The following is a 16,253-nucleotide window of genomic DNA, read 5'->3' on the forward strand; positions in this document are numbered from 1 at the left end:
CAACCTGAGAGAAGACCAAGATGACACTCTTTCGCCTGGGCGTTGTCGCGTCCGCTGCGTCCGCCGCCGCCCTGCTCGCTTCGTGCAGCGGAGTGAGCGGTTTCGATCCAACCTCCCTCGCTCAGTCGGGGCAGCTTGCGTCCCAGGCGCTCACGCTGAGCGATGGCGACGTGCGCACGCTGTCGGACAAGTCCTGCGCGCAGATGGACAAGGAGAACCAGATCGCGCCGGCCAACAGTCCGTACACGCAACGGCTCGACAAGATCGCCACGCAGCTTGGCAACAACATCAACGGCGTGCCGGTGAACTACAAGGTCTACATGACGAAGGACGTCAATGCCTGGGCCATGGCGAACGGGTGCGTGCGCGTCTACAGCGGCCTCATGGACCTGATGAACGACGACGAAGTACGCGGCGTGGTCGGCCACGAGATGGGACACGTCGCGCTGGGCCACACGAAGCGCGCGATGCAGGTGGCGTATGCGACGTCGGCGGCGCGCTCGGTGGCGGCGTCGGGCTCGGGGATGATCGCCAGTCTTTCCGGATCGCAACTCGGCGATCTGACCGAGAAGTTCGTCAATGCGCAGTTCTCGCAGGCGCAGGAAAGCGCCGCGGACGATTACTCGTTCGACACGCAAAAGAAGAAAGGCTATAGCCCGGCGGGTCTGGTGACGGCGTTTCAGAAGCTCGCGTCGATCGATGGCGGGCAGTCGAGCCTGCTTGCTTCGCACCCGTCTTCGCCGGCGCGGGCGAAGCATATTCAGGAGCGGCTGGCGTCGGGGAAGTGAGGTCGCGCAGGGTCGATGCGACACGATCGGCGATCGTTTCGGAATCTTGATCAACGCCGGGCGACGCCGGAAGGCCCAAAAACAAAAAGCCCCGCAAGCTTTTAACCTTGCGGGGCTTTTTCCGCCATCACTGGCGGAGACGGAGGGATTCGAACCCTCGATCCAGGTTTTGGCCCAGATGCTCCCTTAGCAGGGGAGTGCCTTCGACCTCTCGGCCACGTCTCCCAAACTTTCCGTTACGCCGGGAGTGCAGCGCAACGAGATCGAGATAATAGCGTGTCTGCTCACGCCGGTCAAATTCGCATGATGATTTTTTTAAATCGCCATGCTTCGCCGAATGCAGCAACAAGAAGGCCCGCGAGCCTTCACACGCCGGTCATCCCTGCGCTTACGCCCGATCCAGCTCGAACGCCTTGTGCAGCGCGCGCACGGCGAGTTCGGTGTATTTCTCGTCGATCAGCACCGAGATCTTGATTTCGGACGTCGAGATCATCTGGATGTTGATGCCCTCTTCCGACAGCGTGCGGAACATCGTGCTCGCGATGCCCACATGCGAGCGCATGCCGACGCCGACCACCGACACCTTCGACACCTTCGGGTCGCCCAGCACCGTTTCCGCCTGCACGTGACCCTTGACCTGGCCGTTCAGGATCTCGAGCGCGCGCGCGTAGTCGCCGCGGCCGACGGTGAACGTGAAGTCGGTCTTGCCGTTCACGCTCTGGTTCTGGATGATCATGTCGATGTCGATGTTCGCATCGGCGACCGGGCCCAGGATCTGATACGCGACGCCCGGCTTGTCGGGCACGCCCATGACCGCGATGCGCGCTTCGTCGCGCTGGAACGCGATGCCGGAGATGACTGCTTTTTCCATGTTCTCGTCTTCTTCAAAAGTGATCAGGGTGCCGGAATGCATCTCGGTGTCGAGCGGCATCAGCGGATCGGTCAGGCTGGAGAGCACGCGCGTCTTCACCTGATACTTGCCGGCAAACTCCACCGAACGGATCTGCAGCACCTTCGAGCCGAGGCTCGCCATTTCCAGCATTTCCTCAAAGGTCACGCGGTCGAGCCGGCGCGCCTCTTCGACCACACGCGGGTCGGTGGTGTACACGCCGTCGACGTCGGTATAGATGAGGCACTCGTCGGCTTTCATCGCCGCCGCGATCGCCACCGCCGACGTATCCGAACCGCCGCGGCCCAGCGTCGCGATATGGCCTTCGGGATCGACGCCCTGGAAGCCCGTGATCACGACAACCTTACCGGCATCGAGATCCTTGAGCACGCGCTCGCCGTCGATTTCGCTGATGCGCGCTTTCGTGAATGCGCTGTCCGTTCTGATCGGCACTTGCCAGCCGGCATAACTCACGGCTTCGAGGCCTTCGGCGTGCAGTGCGATGGCCAGCAGCCCGACGCTCACCTGTTCGCCGGTGGAGGCAATCATGTCGAGTTCGCGCGGGTCCGGGTCCGCCTTGATGTCTCGCGCGAGACCGAGCAGGCGATTGGTTTCGCCGGACATCGCCGAGGGCACGACGACCATCTTGTGGCCAGCCCGATGCCATTTCGCGACGCGCTTGGCGACGTTCTTGATGCGCTCGACCGAGCCCATCGAAGTGCCGCCGTATTTGTGTACGATGAGTGCCATTGTCGTTCTTGAACTGAAGGGAAAACCGCGCTTCACGCGCCAACGCGAGAGCGCTCGATACGCGCGCCACGGCGCTTCGCAGGACTTCGGGGGATGGTGAAGCCAGCTCGATGCGGGGGGCGCTGCCGCCTGCCCGCCGACTCGACTGGATCAGGTTGCGATCAGGAGCGGCGCGCACGGGTGCGTGGTTGCGGACGAATTCGGGTCTTTTGAACGGCGTTGCCGCGCAAAAACACGCTGGGCGAAAACGAGTTACCGTACCCGATCGAGACTGAAATTACAAGGCGCAGCGGCGGCGCGGACGGTTTTACCGCTTCTGGCGCGTGTCGTTCGTCGGGTTCACGCAAGCAGCAGATCCGGCCGCCAGGAGATGCGTCGCAGCGGCCCGTGCGCCGCGGCCGGCGCCGCCTCGCGGTTCACGCCGAGGTGCGGCACATAGAGCAGTGCCTCGCCGATGAACAGCAACGGCACGTCGCGCTTCCAGGCCGGTACGCCACGCTCCTGAAACAGGTTCTTGAGCGTGCGGCTCGGCGCTTCGGCCGCCACGCGCATGCGCTCGCCGCCCGCCCGCGAGCGCGCAACGAGCGGCGCGGCGCGCAGCACGCCCTCGCCCACGACGTCGCCGTCGGGCGCGGCCACGGGTTCGAACACGAACGAGCCGCGCCATTGCGGCAGGCGCCAGACTTCTTCGCCCTGCCATTCCCATTCCACTGCGTTTCTCGGTGCGCTCGCGCCTGCGTCGAGATCGGGTGCATCGGCGCTGTCGCCGGTTTCCCAGAAGAGCGCGTTGCGATACGCACGCAAGCAATGGCCCGCGTGATCGACCCGCAACGCATGACCGTCGCGCGCGGCGGCGGTGTCGCGCAGCTGACGCAGCATGTCGGCGATGCGCGCCGTCGATGCCGCCTGCAACCCGCACGCGCGAATCCAGTGACGCATCAGATTGATCGCGCGCTCGGGTTCCAGCGCGAGCAAGGCGTCGAGCCTGAGCGCATCCGGCTCGTCGTCATGCGCCGCCTGCGCGAGATCGATGCGCGCCAGTTGATCCAGCAAACGCTGCGCGGACGCCGCATGCGACGCCGTGCGCGCGAGCGCATCGCGAAAGCCCGGAAAATGCACCGCCAGCACCGGCAGCACGTCGTGCCGCAGCGCGTTGCGCGCGTAGCGGGTGTCGGCGTTGGATTCGTCGTCGATCCAGCTCAGGTCGCGCTCGTGCGCATACTGTTCGAGCTGCGCGCGCAACAGCCGCAGCAGCGGTCGCAGACGCGCGACGGCGCCGTTCGCATGCTGCGGGGCCATCGCCGCAAGACCCGCGACGCCCGCGCCCCGCAGCAATTGCAGCAGCACGGTCTCGGCCTGGTCGTCGGCGTGATGGGCGATCAGCAGCGCAGCCGCGCCGTACTCGTCGCACAAAGCGTCCAGTGCGCGATATCGGGCGTCGCGCGCCGCCGCTTCGAGGCTTTCGCCACCCGCGCGCGCCACCTCGACCCGACGCACCGCATAGCTCACGCCGAGCGACGCCGCGAAGCGCTCGCAATGCGCGTCCCACGCGTCGGCATTCAGGCTCAACCCATGGTGCACATGGAACGCGACAACCCGCGCCGCGCCGAAGCAGCGCACGGCGGCATCGAGAAGCACGGTGGAATCGAGCCCGCCGCTGAGCGCGACGGCAAGAACAGCATGTGCGGGAAGCGCCGCGTCCGCAACCGCCGCGCGTACCGTCTCGATCACGAGGCGGCCGGCGGGCGTGTCACGGTCGGAGGTCACGATGGATTCGTGAGTGAGGAAGGAATGGCGATGCGGAAAGATGCCTCAGGCCGCTTACGCGCCCGGGATCGTTTCCTTGAACTTGCCGTAGGCCATCAACTTGTCGAAGCGGCGATCGCGCAGTTCGGTCGCGCTCATGCCCTGGAACTGGCGCAGCGAATCGGCGAGTCCGCGGCGCAGCAGCGCGGCCATGCCCTTCGGATCGCGATGCGCGCCGCCGAGCGGCTCGTTGATGATCTTGTCGATGAGACCGAGCGCCTTCAGGCGATGCGCGGTGAGACCGAGCGCCTCGGCCGCTTCCGGCGCCTTGGCCGCGCTCTTCCAGAGAATCGACGCGCAGCCTTCCGGCGAGATCACCGAATAGGTGGAGAACTGCAGCATCATGACCACGTCCGCGACCGCCACGGCCAGCGCGCCGCCGGAACCGCCTTCGCCGATGATCGTCGTGATGATCGGCGTCTTGAGCTCGGCCATCACATACAGATTGCGGCCGATGGCTTCCGACTGGCCGCGCTCTTCCGCGCCGATGCCCGGATACGCGCCCGGCGTATCGACGAACGTGAAGATCGGCAGGTTGAACTTCTCGGCCGTGCGCATCAGGCGCTCGGCCTTGCGATAGCCTTCCGGACGCGGCATGCCGAAGTTGCGCAGCGCGCGTTCCTTCGTGTCGCGGCCCTTCTGATGGCCGAGCACCATGCACGGCTGGCCATTGAAACGCGCGAAGCCGCCGACAATCGCGAGGTCGTCCGCGAAGGAGCGGTCGCCATGCAGTTCGTGGAAGTCGGTGAACAGCTCGCTCACGTAGTCGAGCGTGTAGGGACGCTGCGGATGACGCGCGATTTGCGACACCTGCCAGGGCGACAGGTTCTGGTAGAGATCCTTCGTAAGCTGCTGGCTCTTTTTCGACAGCCGCTCGATTTCTTCCGAAATATCGACAGCGGAATCGTCCTGAACGAAGCGGAGTTCTTCGATTTTCGCTTCGAGTTCAGCGATCGGCTGCTCGAAATCCAGAAACGTGGTCTTCATGTGTTCGAGTCCTGGGAAACATCGGGCAGCGCGTATTCTAACCGCGTCCGTCCCTCTAAAATTCGCGCGGGAACTATCGATTATAAAGCAACGATAGTTCACCCTTGCGCGCCTGCCACGCGCGCCCCTGCGCGCGTCCTTGAGTCGTGTCTAGTGATCGGCCGGGATCGGATTGAGGCTGCGCCACATGTACCAGGTCGCGACGGTGCGCCACGGCTCCCAGTTCGCCGCCACTTCGCGCGCCTCGCTGCGCGTGACCGGTTCGCCGCTGAAATAGTTGACGCTGATCGCCTGGATCAGGCCGAGGTCGTCGAGCGGCAGCACGTCCGGGCGCGACAGGTTGAAGATCAGGAACATCTCCGCCGTCCAGCGGCCGATGCCGCGAATCTGCGTGAGTTCGGCGATCACGGCTTCGTCGTCCATCGAGGTCCACGCGTCGACGTGCAGCGCGCCGTTCTCGAAATGCTGCGCGAGATCGAGAATGTATTCGGCCTTGCGCCGCGACAGGCCGCACGCCTGCAACTTGTCGTGGCCGAGCCGGATGAAGCGCGCGGGATGAATTTCCGGACACGCGGTCTTCACGCGTTCCCAGATGGCCTGCGCGGCTTTCGTCGAGATCTGCTGACCCGCGACGGAACGTGCGAGCGTCGAGAACGGATCGCCCAGATTGACGAGATGAATCTCGCCGAATTTCGGGATCAGCTTCTTGAGAATGCGATCGCGCTTCATCAGGTCTGCACACGCGCGATCCCAGTAGTCGGGACGCACGGCTTCGCGCGTGAGGCCGCCGATCTGCACCGGCTTCACCGCGTCGGCGGTGACGACGTGCGACTTGCGGACGATCTCGCCCTCGCGCGTGTCGGGCACGAGCGCCTGCGCGTGCGGGTCGTCCGCGGCGCGGCCGTTGGCCTTAGCGGCGCGCGCGGACCCTGCGGCACCGTTGGTGCGCGCAGGCGCGGCTTTCGCGGCGCGCGTCACATCGATGGCAGGCTTGCCGCCGTCCGCGCGCTTGAGCGCGCTCTTGCGGCCGTTCACCGCGCCCGCGCCGTCGATCTTGCGCGTGTCCGTTGCAGCCTGACCGTCCACGTGTGTTTCCGTTCGCGCGACGCGCGTGCGCTTCATTGCGCGCGACGCATCGCTAACAGACGCGGGTCGTTTGACCGGCGTCTTCCTGGCCGTTGCCATCGTGCCTCCTGCCTGGTGAGTCGATCAGAGGGTTCGAAGGTCCGCGTTCAGACGCGGCGCCATTCGGTCGACCCACCCGGTTTGTCTTCAAGGGCAATACCGGCTTCGAGCAATTCAGCGCGAATCCGGTCTGCTTCGGCATAGTTCTTCGCCTGCTTGGCGGCGACGCGCCCGGCGATCTTCGCTTCGATCTCCTGCGGCGTCAGTCCCGGCGCCTCGCCCGTGCCCGCGGCCTGCTGCAGGAACACGCGCGGCTCGCGCACGAGCAGACCGAGCACGCCGGCGAGACCCTTCAGCTGACGGGCGGACGCCGGGTCGCGCGAGCGGTTCACCTGGCCCGCGAGATCGAACAGCACGGATACCGCCAGCGGCGTGTTGTAATCATCGTTCATTGCTGACTGGAAACGCTGCGCGTTCGGCTCGTTCCAGTCAAGTGGCTGATTGTCCGGCTCGACATCCTTCAACGCCGTGTACAGCCTCGTGAGTCCGTTGCGGGCGTCGTCGATGTGCACGTCGCTGTAGTTCAGCGGCGAACGATAGTGTGCCCGTGCAATAAAGAAGCGCACCACTTCGGCATCGAATTTCTTCAGCACTTCGCGGATCGTGAAGAAGTTGCCGAGCGACTTCGACATCTTCTCGTTGTCGATCTGCACGTAGCCGTTGTGCATCCAGTAATTCACGAAGGTCTTGCCCGTCGCGCCTTCGCTCTGCGCAATCTCGTTCTCGTGATGCGGAAACTGCAGGTCCTGTCCACCGCCGTGGATGTCGAACTGATCGCCGAGCAGCGTGCAGCCCATTGCCGAACATTCGATGTGCCAGCCCGGACGGCCGCGGCCCCAGCGCGACTCCCAGCCGGAATCGGCGGGCTCGTCTGCCTTCGCCTGCTTCCACAGCACGAAGTCGAGCGGGTCTTCCTTCGCATCGTTCGCGGCGACGCGCTCGCCGGCGCGCAGGTCCTCGATCGACTTGCCGGACAGCTTGCCGTAGTCGGCGAACTTGCGCACCGCGAAGTTCACGTCGCCGTCCTTCGCCTGGTAGGCATAGCCGTTCGACTGCAATGCATCGATCATGCCGAGCATCTGCGGAATGTAGTCGGTCGCGCGCGGTTCGAGGTCCGGCCGCGCGATGCCGAGCGCCGCCGCATCTTCATGCATGGCCTCGATGAAGCGATGCGTGAGCGCCTTGATCGGCTCGTTGTTCTCCACGGCGCGACGAATGATCTTGTCGTCGATGTCCGTGATGTTCTGCACGTACGTGACCTTGTAGCCGAGCGCGCGCAGCCAGCGCTGCACGATGTCGAACACCACCATCACGCGCGCATGACCGATGTGACAGTAGTCATACACCGTCATTCCGCAGACATACATGCGCACCTCGCCGGCGCGAAGCGGCGTGAAGGTTTGCTTGTCACGGGCGAGCGTGTTGTAGATGCGCAGCGAGTTCATAGAAGGCAAAACGTAGAACGGAAATCACCGTGTGCCGGGTAAGGACGGCGTGCACGAGAGCGGCGTGTACGGGGAGCGGACGAGACCCACACGCGAGCGCGAACACGACGGTCATGCGACCTGGACGGACACGGCCACGAGTGGCAAAGGAAAGTCTGGACTCGGCGCCGCATGCATTGCTCGCGGGAACGAACCCGGAGACAAGGGGCAAGATGCGTGCGCGGGACGTGCAGACCTTTTGTTAGAATGGGTCGGAGTATAACACCGGGACTTGAGCCTATGAAAACCCCAGGCGGCCGGGCAGCGGGCCTCGCAAGGCGCGTTCCGGGCCGGGCGCCAAGCCCGTTCGAAGCACCCGCCGAGGGGATTGTTTCAGACTCCGTCACGGTCCGTGCGCCGAAGCGGCCGCCGGTTTTTTGCCGCACGCTTTCGCCGCTTTCCGGCATCCTTCGCAGCATCATTCATTGAATCGATCCCAAGTGACTCATCGCTCAGCGCGCATGGCTTCGCCACTCTCCCGCAGGCTCGTGCCCGCGACCCTCGGTGCATTCGCGGCGCGCTCGCTCGCCGTGGTTGCGCTCTGCATCGGCGTCCCGGGCGCCGCGTTCGCGCAGACCTCGCCCGCCACGCGCGACGATACGCCGCAAATCGACTCGGCGATTGCGAACAAGGACTGGAGCGCGGCGCTCACGCAACTCGACGCGCGCATCGCGAGCCATCCGCGCGACGTCCAGGCGAAGTTCAAGCGCGCCACCGTGCTCGCCCGCCTGAACCGCGACGACGACGCCATCGCCGCATTCACCGAGCTCACGCAGGCCTATCCCGAATTGCCAGAGCCGTACAACAACCTGGCCGCGCTCTATGCGAAGAAGGGCCGCTACGACGACGCGCGCGTCGCGCTCGAAACCGCGGTGAAGGCGAACCCCGGCTATGCGCTCGCCTACGACAATCTCGGCGACCTGTACCTGCGGCTCGCGAGCGAGTCGTACAAGCGCGCGCAGACGCTCGGCTCGAAGAGCCCGCTCACGGCGCAGCGCATCACGGCGATCCAGAGCATCTATACGCCGCCGGCGCGCAAGCGCGGGGCCGCGGCCGCGGCGGCATCGGGCGCCTCGGGGGCCGCTGCCGCGCGCGGTCCGGCTGACGAATGGGCGCCGGCTTCGGGGACAACTTCGGGGACGACATCAGGAAGCAGCGCGACCTCGACCATGCCCTCGCCCGACGATTACTCGCCCTTCGGCGGCCCGAGCAGCCCGCTGCCGAGCACGCCCTACATCGCGCCGAACGCGCAGCCTTGAGTACGCAGCCTTGAGTACGCGGCACTGAACACGCAGCACTGAGCACACGACGCTGGACACGCGCCGGTTCGGCATCCGGCGCGGCGCGCACGGTAAGCTGTCGCCTCGCGGCGCTTCGGGTGCGATCCCGGCGCGCCTCCGGCACGACTCCGGCGCGCTCGTTTCGCAAACAGATTGCCGCGGCTGACGCATTGCATTCACCACACGAGGATCGATCCTTCATGAAATTCCTGATGCTGGCGCTGTCGAGCGCTGCCCTGATCGCGAGCGCGCCGTCGTTCGCCCAGCCCAACGCACAGGCGGCGCACCCCACCGTGCTCCTCAAGACCACGCAAGGCGACATCAAGGTCGAGCTGTATCCCGAAAAGGCGCCGAAGACCGTGGCGAACTTTCTGAGCTACGTGAAGTCCGGTCAATACAGCGGCACGATCTTTCATCGCGTGATTCCGGGTTTCATGATCCAGGGCGGCGGGTTTAGCACGAGTTTTGCTGAGAAGCCCACGCGCGCGCCGATTCCGCTCGAAAGCAAGAACGGCCTGAAGAACCTGACGGGCACCCTCGCGATGGCGCGCACCAGCGACCCGAATTCGGCCACGGCCCAGTTCTTCATCAATACGGTCGATAATGCGGGTCTCGACTATCCGAGCCCGGACGGCAACGGCTATGCCGTGTTCGGCAAGGTCGTCGGCGGGATGGATGTCGTGAAGAAGATCGAAGGAAGCCCGACCACTACGCGCGGCCCGATGCAGGACGTGCCGCAGAAGCCGGTCGTGATCGAATCGGCCAGCGTGGTCTCGCAGTAATACGCAACGCCCTTCGCGTCCGTGGTACGGCACGCCGCGCCACGGGCCCATCAAACAATCTGGAACCCTGGAGAACACAATCATGGTCGAACTGCATACGAACCACGGCGTCATCAAGCTCGAACTGGACGCTGAGAAGGCGCCGAAGTCGGTGGAAAACTTCCTCAACTACGTGAAGAAGGGACACTATGACAACACCGTGTTCCACCGCGTGATCGACGGCTTCATGATTCAGGGCGGCGGCTTCGAGCCGGGCATGAAGCAAAAGCCGACCGACGCGCCGATCACCAACGAAGCCAACAACGGCCTCGCGAACGACAACTACACGGTCGCGATGGCCCGCACGAATGATCCGCATTCGGCCACCGCGCAGTTCTTCATCAACGTGAAGGACAACGACTTCCTGAACCACTCGTCGCCGACGCCGCAAGGCTGGGGCTACACCGTGTTCGGCCGCGTGGTCGAGGGCATGGACGTGGTCGACAAGATCAAGAAGGTGAAGACCGGCTCGAAGGGCTTCCATCAGGACGTGCCGGCGGACGACGTCGTGATCGAGAAGGCCGTGGTGGTCTGATCGCGGTCATTGCATGATCGCTACGAACGCGTCATTCGATCGCGGCGCAGCGGGTGCGGCGAAACAGTCGCGCCCGCTGTTTTTCATTTCCGACCTGCACTTGAGCGAGGCGCTGCCGAACACGGTCACGGCGTTCGAGCATTTCGTCGAGGTCACCGCGAACGAGGCGGATTCCGTCTTCATTCTCGGCGACCTGTTCGAATTCTGGATCGGCGACGACATCCTCGATGCGCCATCGTCGCACCCCCGCGCCGCTTTCGCGCGCCGCATGACGCGTCTGATGCATACGCTGTCGGAACGCGGTATCGGGCTGTATGTGATGCACGGCAACCGCGACTTCCTGCTCGGGCCGCGCTTCATGAAGGACGCCGGTGCGATGCTGCTGCCCGAGCCGTTCGTCATCACCGGCTTCGGCAAGCGCATCGTGCTCGCGCACGGCGACGGGCTCTGCACCGCCGATCGCGGCTACCAGGCCTTCCGTGCGCTCGCGCGCAACCGCATCGCGCAACGCCTGTTTCTGGCGTTGCCGCTCGACACGCGCATGGGCGTCGGCCAACGCATGCGTACGAAGAGCGAGGGAGGCCGCATGGCGGGCGCCGCGCCCAAATACGATGTCACGAGAAAGGCCGTGTCCGAGCTCTTCATCGCGAGCCACACGCATACGCTGATTCACGGCCACACGCACCGGCCGGCGATGCATCGCGAGGTCGAGGGCGTGCGCTGGGTGTTGCCTGACTGGGAACTCGATGTCGCCGCGCCGCGCGGAGGCTACCTGCGTCTGGACGAACAGGGCCTGCGCGCGTTGCCGCTGTGAAGCGTCAGCGCGCGGCGTCCGCCGTGTGAACGGCGGCGGCGCTGGTTTTGCCGTCCATCGACGTGCACAGGCGCTTGAGGTCGATGAGCGCGGCGCCGTCCGCCGGATTCAACGCTTCCATGCGCGCGCCAAGCCGCTCCAGCGCCGCGACCATCTCGTCGATGCGCTGGGTCTGCGTCGAGGCATGATCGATCAGGCCGTGGATGGCAAGCGACATCGGATCGTCGGCGTTCGGCGTGATGCCGTAGGCGCAGAAGCCGTTGCGCGCCGGCGTTTCGGCCGGCTTCCTGCCGACTGCCGGCATCACGATGCGCGCCGGATTGCCGACCGCCGTGCCGCCTGCCGGCACCGGCTTCACCACCACGGCATTCGAGCCGATCTTCGCTTCCGCGCCCACCGTGAAGCCGCCGAGCACCTTCGCCCCCGCCCCGACGATCACGCCGCGTTCGAGCGTCGGATGGCGCTTCGCGCCGCGCGTGAGCGAGGTGCCGCCGAGCGTCACGCCCTGATAGATGGTGCAGTCGTCGCCGATCTCGGCCGTCTCGCCGATCACGACACCCATGCCATGATCGATGAACACGCGCCGGCCGAGCGTCGCGCCCGGATGGATCTCGATGCCGGTGAGAAAGCGCGCGACCTGCGACACGAAGCGCGCGAGCCAGCGCCATTGACCGCGCCAGCATGCATGCGCGAACCGATGCAGCACGATGGCGTGCAGCCCTGGATAGCAGGTAGCGACTTCCCATGCGCTGCGGGCAGCGGGATCGCGCTCGCGGATGGCGGCGATGTCTTCGCGAAGTCGGTCGAACATGGCGAGGTCTCGATTGAGGGACAGGGACGGGGCCCGCGCCACGCCGTGCAGGCAGGCGGAGGCCTGCATAGCACGGAACGCGCAAAGCTTATATCGGCTCGGGCCGTTTTCCGGCGATTGTAGGGCGAGCGCGCGGAGTCTGCCGTGATGCCCACGATGCGAATGCGGTCGGCCGGTCCTCGACTTATCCCTTGCGATCCTTGCCCGCCTGCAGCAGCACGTGCTTGGCGATGCCGCGCAGGATATTGACTTCCTCGTGCTCGAGTCCGGCGCGCGCGAACATCTGCCGAATACGCGACATCAGCTTCTTCGGATGGGCCGGATCGAGAAACGCCAGCGCGACGAGCGCTTCTTCGAGATGCGCATACATGCCTTCGATTTCATCGTTCGATGCGCCCTGCTCCGCCGTTTCCACGAGCGCGAGCGGGCTGGCCGGCGCCTGGAACGCGAGACGCAGTTCGTAGGCCAGCACCTGCACGGCCTGCGCGAGATTGAGCGAACTGTAGGCCGGATTGGCCGGGATATGCGCGAGCGCGCTGCAGCGTTCGACGTCCGCATTCGAGAGCCCGGTGCGCTCGTTGCCGAACACGAGCGCGATGTCGCCGTGCCGGACGAACTCGTGCGCACGCTCGGCCAGCGCACGCGGCGGCATCTGCGGCGGGCCGTATTCGCGTGTGCGCGCCGTCAGCGCGACGGACCAGCGGACGCCGGTGAGCGCATCGGCGAGCGTGTCGACGACGTGCGCGGACGCAAGCACGTCATCGGCGCCGGAAGCCATCGCGATGGCTTCCGGTGTGTTCTTGACGTCCGCGATCCGTGGCGCGACGAGCACGAGGCGCGCGAAGCCCATGGTCTTGAGCGCGCGCGCGGCCGCGCCGACATTGCCCGGATGACTCGGCTCGACGAGGACGAAGCGGGTGGAGGTGAAGCCTCCGGCGGGCGGGGAAAGATCGTTGGTGTCCAAGGCGCGGTTCGTGCTGAAAAAAGGCTGGGAATAAAGCGGTTGAGCCCGCTATGTTAACGCGCTTTTGCCGCCCGTCCGACGTCCGGGCCGCATGATGCCGCCGCATCGAGCGCGGCCCGGCGCCGAGTTTCGGGTAAAATGGCGCCCTCGCGCGTCGTGAATGGCGGCCGGATTCACTCCGGACTGTCTCGCGGCCGCCTCGCTCTTATTCAATTCGTCTTTCGTCGACAGTCGTTGTCGCCCACTTTTTCGCTTGTCGCGTCCGTTCGAACGCGCAGGCGGCCAGAGGATTTCGCTCATGCATCCGATGCTCAATATCGCTGTCAAGGCCGCGCGCCGCGCCGGACAGATCATCAACCGCGCATCGCTGGACCTGGACCGCATCCAGATCAGCAAGAAACAGCACAACGACTTCGTGACGGAAGTCGACAAGCCGTCCGAAGCCGCGATCATCGAGACGCTCACCACCGCCTATCCCGACCATTCCATCCTCGCCGAAGAATCCGGCGAGACCGAGCGCCAGTCCGAGTTCCAGTGGATCATCGACCCGCTCGACGGCACCACCAACTTCATCCACGGCTTCCAGTATTACTGCGTGTCGATTGCGCTCGCGCACAAGGGCGTGGTGCAGCAGGCCGTCGTCTACGATCCGACCCGCAACGACCTGTTCACCGCCTCGCGCGGCCGCGGCGCGTATCTGAACGAGCGCCGGATTCGCGTCGGCAAGCTGGACCGGCTGTCGGACGCGCTGGTCGGCACGGGCTTCCCGTTCCGCGACGGCCAGGGCCTCAACGCCTACATGCGCATGTTCAGCGAAATGACGCTGTCGTGCGCGGGCCTGCGCCGTCCGGGCGCGGCGGCGCTGGACCTCGCGAACGTCGCGGCGGGCCGGCTCGACGGTTTCTTCGAGCAGGGCATCCATCCGTGGGACGTCGCGGCAGGCAGCCTGATCGTCACGGAAGCGGGCGGCCTGGTCGGCAACTACACGGGCGAGTCGGACTTCCTGTTCAAGAACGAGATCGTCGCGGCGAACCCGAAGGTCTACGCGCAGATGATCAAGATCCTCGACATGTATTCGCGCACGCGTTTGACCGGCGAATAAGCCGAACGCAGGCGCGCCCCGCTTTTTCCGCATCGTTCCGCACGCGCGCCGGGTCTGCATCGATCGCGGGGCTCCGCTACGATGCACTCTTTTGCCCCGGCCGCATCGGGCGATGCGCATCCCGTCCGCGTCAGGCATTGCGCTTCGGGACCGCGCGCCGAGCCTGCCATCGAGCCCGTCATGAAAAAAGGCTTCTACACGATCATCGCCGCGCAGTTCGTCTCGTCGCTCGCCGACAATGCGCTCCTGATCGCCGCCATCGCCATGCTCGCCGTCGTGCAGTCGGCGCCGTGGGTCACGCCGCTGCTGCAAATCTTCTTCACGATTTCCTACGTGGTGCTCGCGCCCTTCGTAGGCGCATTCGCGGACGCGCTCCAGAAACGCCACGTCATGTTCATCTCGAACGCGCTGAAGGCGGCCGGCTGCGCGCTGATGATCGCGGGCGTGCATCCGATGATCGCGTACGGCGTCGTGGGTCTCGGTGCGGCGGCCTATTCGCCCGCCAAATACGGCATCCTGACCGAACTCCTGCCGCCGCAGAAACTGATCGCGGCCAATGCGTGGCTCGAATCCGCGACGGTCGGCTCGACCATTCTCGGCACCGTGATCGGCGGCGCGCTCGTGAGCCAGATGGTCACGCACTGGGTGGCGCAGGCGCACCTGCCCTTCGTGCACACCGCCGCGCACGCCGCGCTGTTCACCGTGATGCTGATCTACGCGTCGGCGGCGGCGATCAACGCGTTCATTCCCGATACCGGCGCACGCTATCCGAACCTGCTGAACCAGCCGACCCGTCTCGTGCACGACTTCTCGCACTGCTTCAAGGTGCTGTGGAAAGACCGGCTCGCGCAGATTGCGCTGTGGGTCACGACGCTGCTGTGGGGCGCCGCCGTCACGCTGCAACTGCTGGTGCTCAAGTGGGCCGACGCGAACCTCGGCCTGTCGCTGTCGAAGGCGGCCGTGCTGCAGGGCATCACGGGCGTGGGCATCGCGCTCGGCGCGGCGGCGGCGTCCGCGTGGATCGTGCTGCGCCAGTCGCTGAAGGTGCTGCCGGTGGGCGTGCTGATCGGCGCGGTATCGGTGGCGATGGCCTTCTACAACAAGGACCTGTTCCCGGCCGGCGCGGGCGTGCATGTCGGTCCGTGGTTCGCGCCCGCCTACATCCTGATGGCCTATCCGCTGATGATCGCGCTGGGCGGCCTGTCCGGCTTCTTCATCGTGCCGATGAACGCGATCCTGCAGCATCGCGGTGCTACGCTGCTGTCGGCGGGACATTCCATCGCGGTGCAGAACTTCAACCAAAATATCGCCGTGCTGGCGATGCTCGGCGCTTACGCGCTGCTGCTGACCATTCAGGTGCCGGTGCAGTGGATCATCGTCGTTTTCGGTCTGTTCGTCTGCCTGATGATGGCGCTCGCGATGCGCCGCCACGCCCGCAACGACCGCGAAGTCGACCTGGGCGCGATGGTCGAGGAATGATCCTTGCTGATTCGATGAATCTGGATTCGCCGGCCCCGCGCGTGACCGGTTGACAAGCCTGCGCGGGGTACCAAACGAACGGTCGTCAGGCCGTTGCGATAAATCGTGGCAGGCGGCGAATCCGGCGCTAATCTTATTCGGCAACGTCAATAAAGGAGCAAGGAAATGGGATTGTTCACACGTTCGACGCTCGACAGCAAAATCAATGGCGCAGCCAACGTCGGCGAGCGCGCGGTGCGCGGTGCGAGCGACGCGGTCGATTCGGCCAGCAGCCAGTTGCGCAGCCTGCTCGATGATCTGGAAAGTTCGATTCACGGCGCGAAGGACATCGACGCCGACAAGCTGCGGCGCGACCTGCAAGCCAAGCTGAAGTCGGCGCGCTCGCAGATGAACGGCGCGGGCAGCGTGTTCTCGGGCAAGCTCGGCGACGCGGCCGGTTATGCCGATGAATTCGTGCACGACAAGCCTTGGCACACGCTGGGCGCGGTGGCGGGACTCGCGCTGCTGGTGGGATTCCTGGCCGCGCGTGCGTAGAGCGCTGGTTCGGCGAAAGGGTTT

General features: G+C 65.4%; 15 protein-coding genes and 1 tRNA gene. 8 read left to right on the forward strand and 8 right to left on the reverse strand.

The annotated features are described in order from the left end of the window. Nucleotides 1-20 precede the first annotated feature (20 nt). Nucleotides 21-788, forward strand: coding sequence for a M48 family metallopeptidase (locus tag QCE88_RS10995; RefSeq protein ID WP_309901746.1), 768 nt, complete (start codon nucleotides 21-23; stop codon nucleotides 786-788). A gap of 131 nt (nucleotides 789-919) precedes the next feature. Here QCE88_RS10995 and QCE88_RS11000 read toward each other — a convergent pair. The 6 genes from QCE88_RS11000 to cysS all read right to left on the reverse strand — a co-directional run bounded on the left by QCE88_RS11000 (nucleotide 920) and on the right by cysS (nucleotide 7,850). Then, nucleotides 920-1,013 (reverse strand) — tRNA-Ser (locus tag QCE88_RS11000). 163 nt (nucleotides 1,014-1,176) lie between these two features. Further along, nucleotides 1,177-2,427 (reverse strand): aspartate kinase, encoded by a 1,251-nt coding sequence (locus tag QCE88_RS11005; RefSeq protein ID WP_309808778.1) that lies wholly within the window; start codon nucleotides 2,425-2,427, stop codon nucleotides 1,177-1,179. Nucleotides 2,428-2,766: 339 nt separating this feature from the next. After that, the gene (gene tilS, locus QCE88_RS11010) at nucleotides 2,767-4,194 is read right to left on the reverse strand and encodes a tRNA lysidine(34) synthetase TilS (protein WP_309901748.1); all 1,428 of its coding nucleotides are present in this window, start codon (nucleotides 4,192-4,194) and stop codon (nucleotides 2,767-2,769) included. Between the two features lie 54 nt (nucleotides 4,195-4,248). Further along, nucleotides 4,249-5,220: an acetyl-CoA carboxylase carboxyltransferase subunit alpha gene (locus tag QCE88_RS11015; protein ID WP_309901750.1), complete on the reverse strand. Its 972-nt coding sequence runs from the start codon at nucleotides 5,218-5,220 to the stop codon at nucleotides 4,249-4,251. A gap of 150 nt (nucleotides 5,221-5,370) precedes the next feature. Next, nucleotides 5,371-6,405, reverse strand: a complete 1,035-nt coding sequence (locus QCE88_RS11020; protein WP_309901753.1) for a DNA-3-methyladenine glycosylase — start codon at nucleotides 6,403-6,405, stop codon at nucleotides 5,371-5,373. Between the two features lie 47 nt (nucleotides 6,406-6,452). After that, a complete protein-coding gene (gene cysS / locus QCE88_RS11025) occupies nucleotides 6,453-7,850 on the reverse strand; it encodes a cysteine--tRNA ligase (protein ID WP_309901756.1) in 1,398 nt (465 codons plus the stop codon). Nucleotides 7,851-8,350: 500 nt separating this feature from the next. On the opposite strand from cysS, the gene QCE88_RS11030 reads away from it, so the two are divergent. The 4 genes from QCE88_RS11030 (at nucleotide 8,351) to QCE88_RS11045 (ending at nucleotide 11,339) form a co-directional block, all read left to right on the forward strand. Continuing rightward, nucleotides 8,351-9,148 (forward strand): tetratricopeptide repeat protein, encoded by a 798-nt coding sequence (locus tag QCE88_RS11030; protein WP_309901759.1) that lies wholly within the window; start codon nucleotides 8,351-8,353, stop codon nucleotides 9,146-9,148. Nucleotides 9,149-9,369: 221 nt separating this feature from the next. Beyond that, entirely contained in the window at nucleotides 9,370-9,951 is a 582-nt protein-coding gene (locus QCE88_RS11035) for a peptidylprolyl isomerase (protein WP_309901760.1), read from the forward strand. 82 nt (nucleotides 9,952-10,033) lie between these two features. Beyond that, nucleotides 10,034-10,525: a peptidylprolyl isomerase gene (locus QCE88_RS11040; RefSeq protein ID WP_309901763.1), complete on the forward strand. Its 492-nt coding sequence runs from the start codon at nucleotides 10,034-10,036 to the stop codon at nucleotides 10,523-10,525. Nucleotides 10,526-10,538: 13 nt separating this feature from the next. Continuing rightward, nucleotides 10,539-11,339: a UDP-2,3-diacylglucosamine diphosphatase gene (locus QCE88_RS11045; protein WP_309901765.1), complete on the forward strand. Its 801-nt coding sequence runs from the start codon at nucleotides 10,539-10,541 to the stop codon at nucleotides 11,337-11,339. A 4-nt stretch (nucleotides 11,340-11,343) separates the two neighbouring features. Here the strand turns inward: QCE88_RS11045 and cysE are convergent, their stop codons facing one another. Further along, nucleotides 11,344-12,150 carry a serine O-acetyltransferase gene (gene cysE, locus QCE88_RS11050; protein ID WP_309901767.1) on the reverse strand — a complete coding sequence of 269 codons (807 nt, stop codon included), beginning with the start codon at nucleotides 12,148-12,150 and terminating at the stop codon, nucleotides 11,344-11,346. Between the two features lie 184 nt (nucleotides 12,151-12,334). Next, nucleotides 12,335-13,114: an RNA methyltransferase gene (locus tag QCE88_RS11055; protein ID WP_309901769.1), complete on the reverse strand. Its 780-nt coding sequence runs from the start codon at nucleotides 13,112-13,114 to the stop codon at nucleotides 12,335-12,337. 298 nt (nucleotides 13,115-13,412) lie between these two features. Here QCE88_RS11055 and QCE88_RS11060 point away from each other — a divergent pair, with 298 nt between their 5' ends. The 3 genes from QCE88_RS11060 (at nucleotide 13,413) to QCE88_RS11070 (ending at nucleotide 16,229) form a co-directional block, all read left to right on the forward strand. Then, nucleotides 13,413-14,216: an inositol monophosphatase family protein gene (locus QCE88_RS11060; RefSeq protein WP_309901771.1), complete on the forward strand. Its 804-nt coding sequence runs from the start codon at nucleotides 13,413-13,415 to the stop codon at nucleotides 14,214-14,216. Nucleotides 14,217-14,396: 180 nt separating this feature from the next. Continuing rightward, on the forward strand, nucleotides 14,397-15,695 hold the full coding sequence (gene lplT, locus QCE88_RS11065; protein ID WP_309901773.1) for a lysophospholipid transporter LplT: 1,299 nt from the start codon (nucleotides 14,397-14,399) through the stop codon (nucleotides 15,693-15,695). Between the two features lie 165 nt (nucleotides 15,696-15,860). After that, nucleotides 15,861-16,229: a glycine zipper domain-containing protein gene (locus tag QCE88_RS11070; protein ID WP_309901775.1), complete on the forward strand. Its 369-nt coding sequence runs from the start codon at nucleotides 15,861-15,863 to the stop codon at nucleotides 16,227-16,229. Nucleotides 16,230-16,253 lie beyond the last annotated feature (24 nt).

Origin of the sequence: Caballeronia sp. LZ035 (assembly GCF_031451175.1) — a bacterium.
Taxonomy (GTDB): Bacteria; Pseudomonadota; Gammaproteobacteria; order Burkholderiales; family Burkholderiaceae; genus Caballeronia.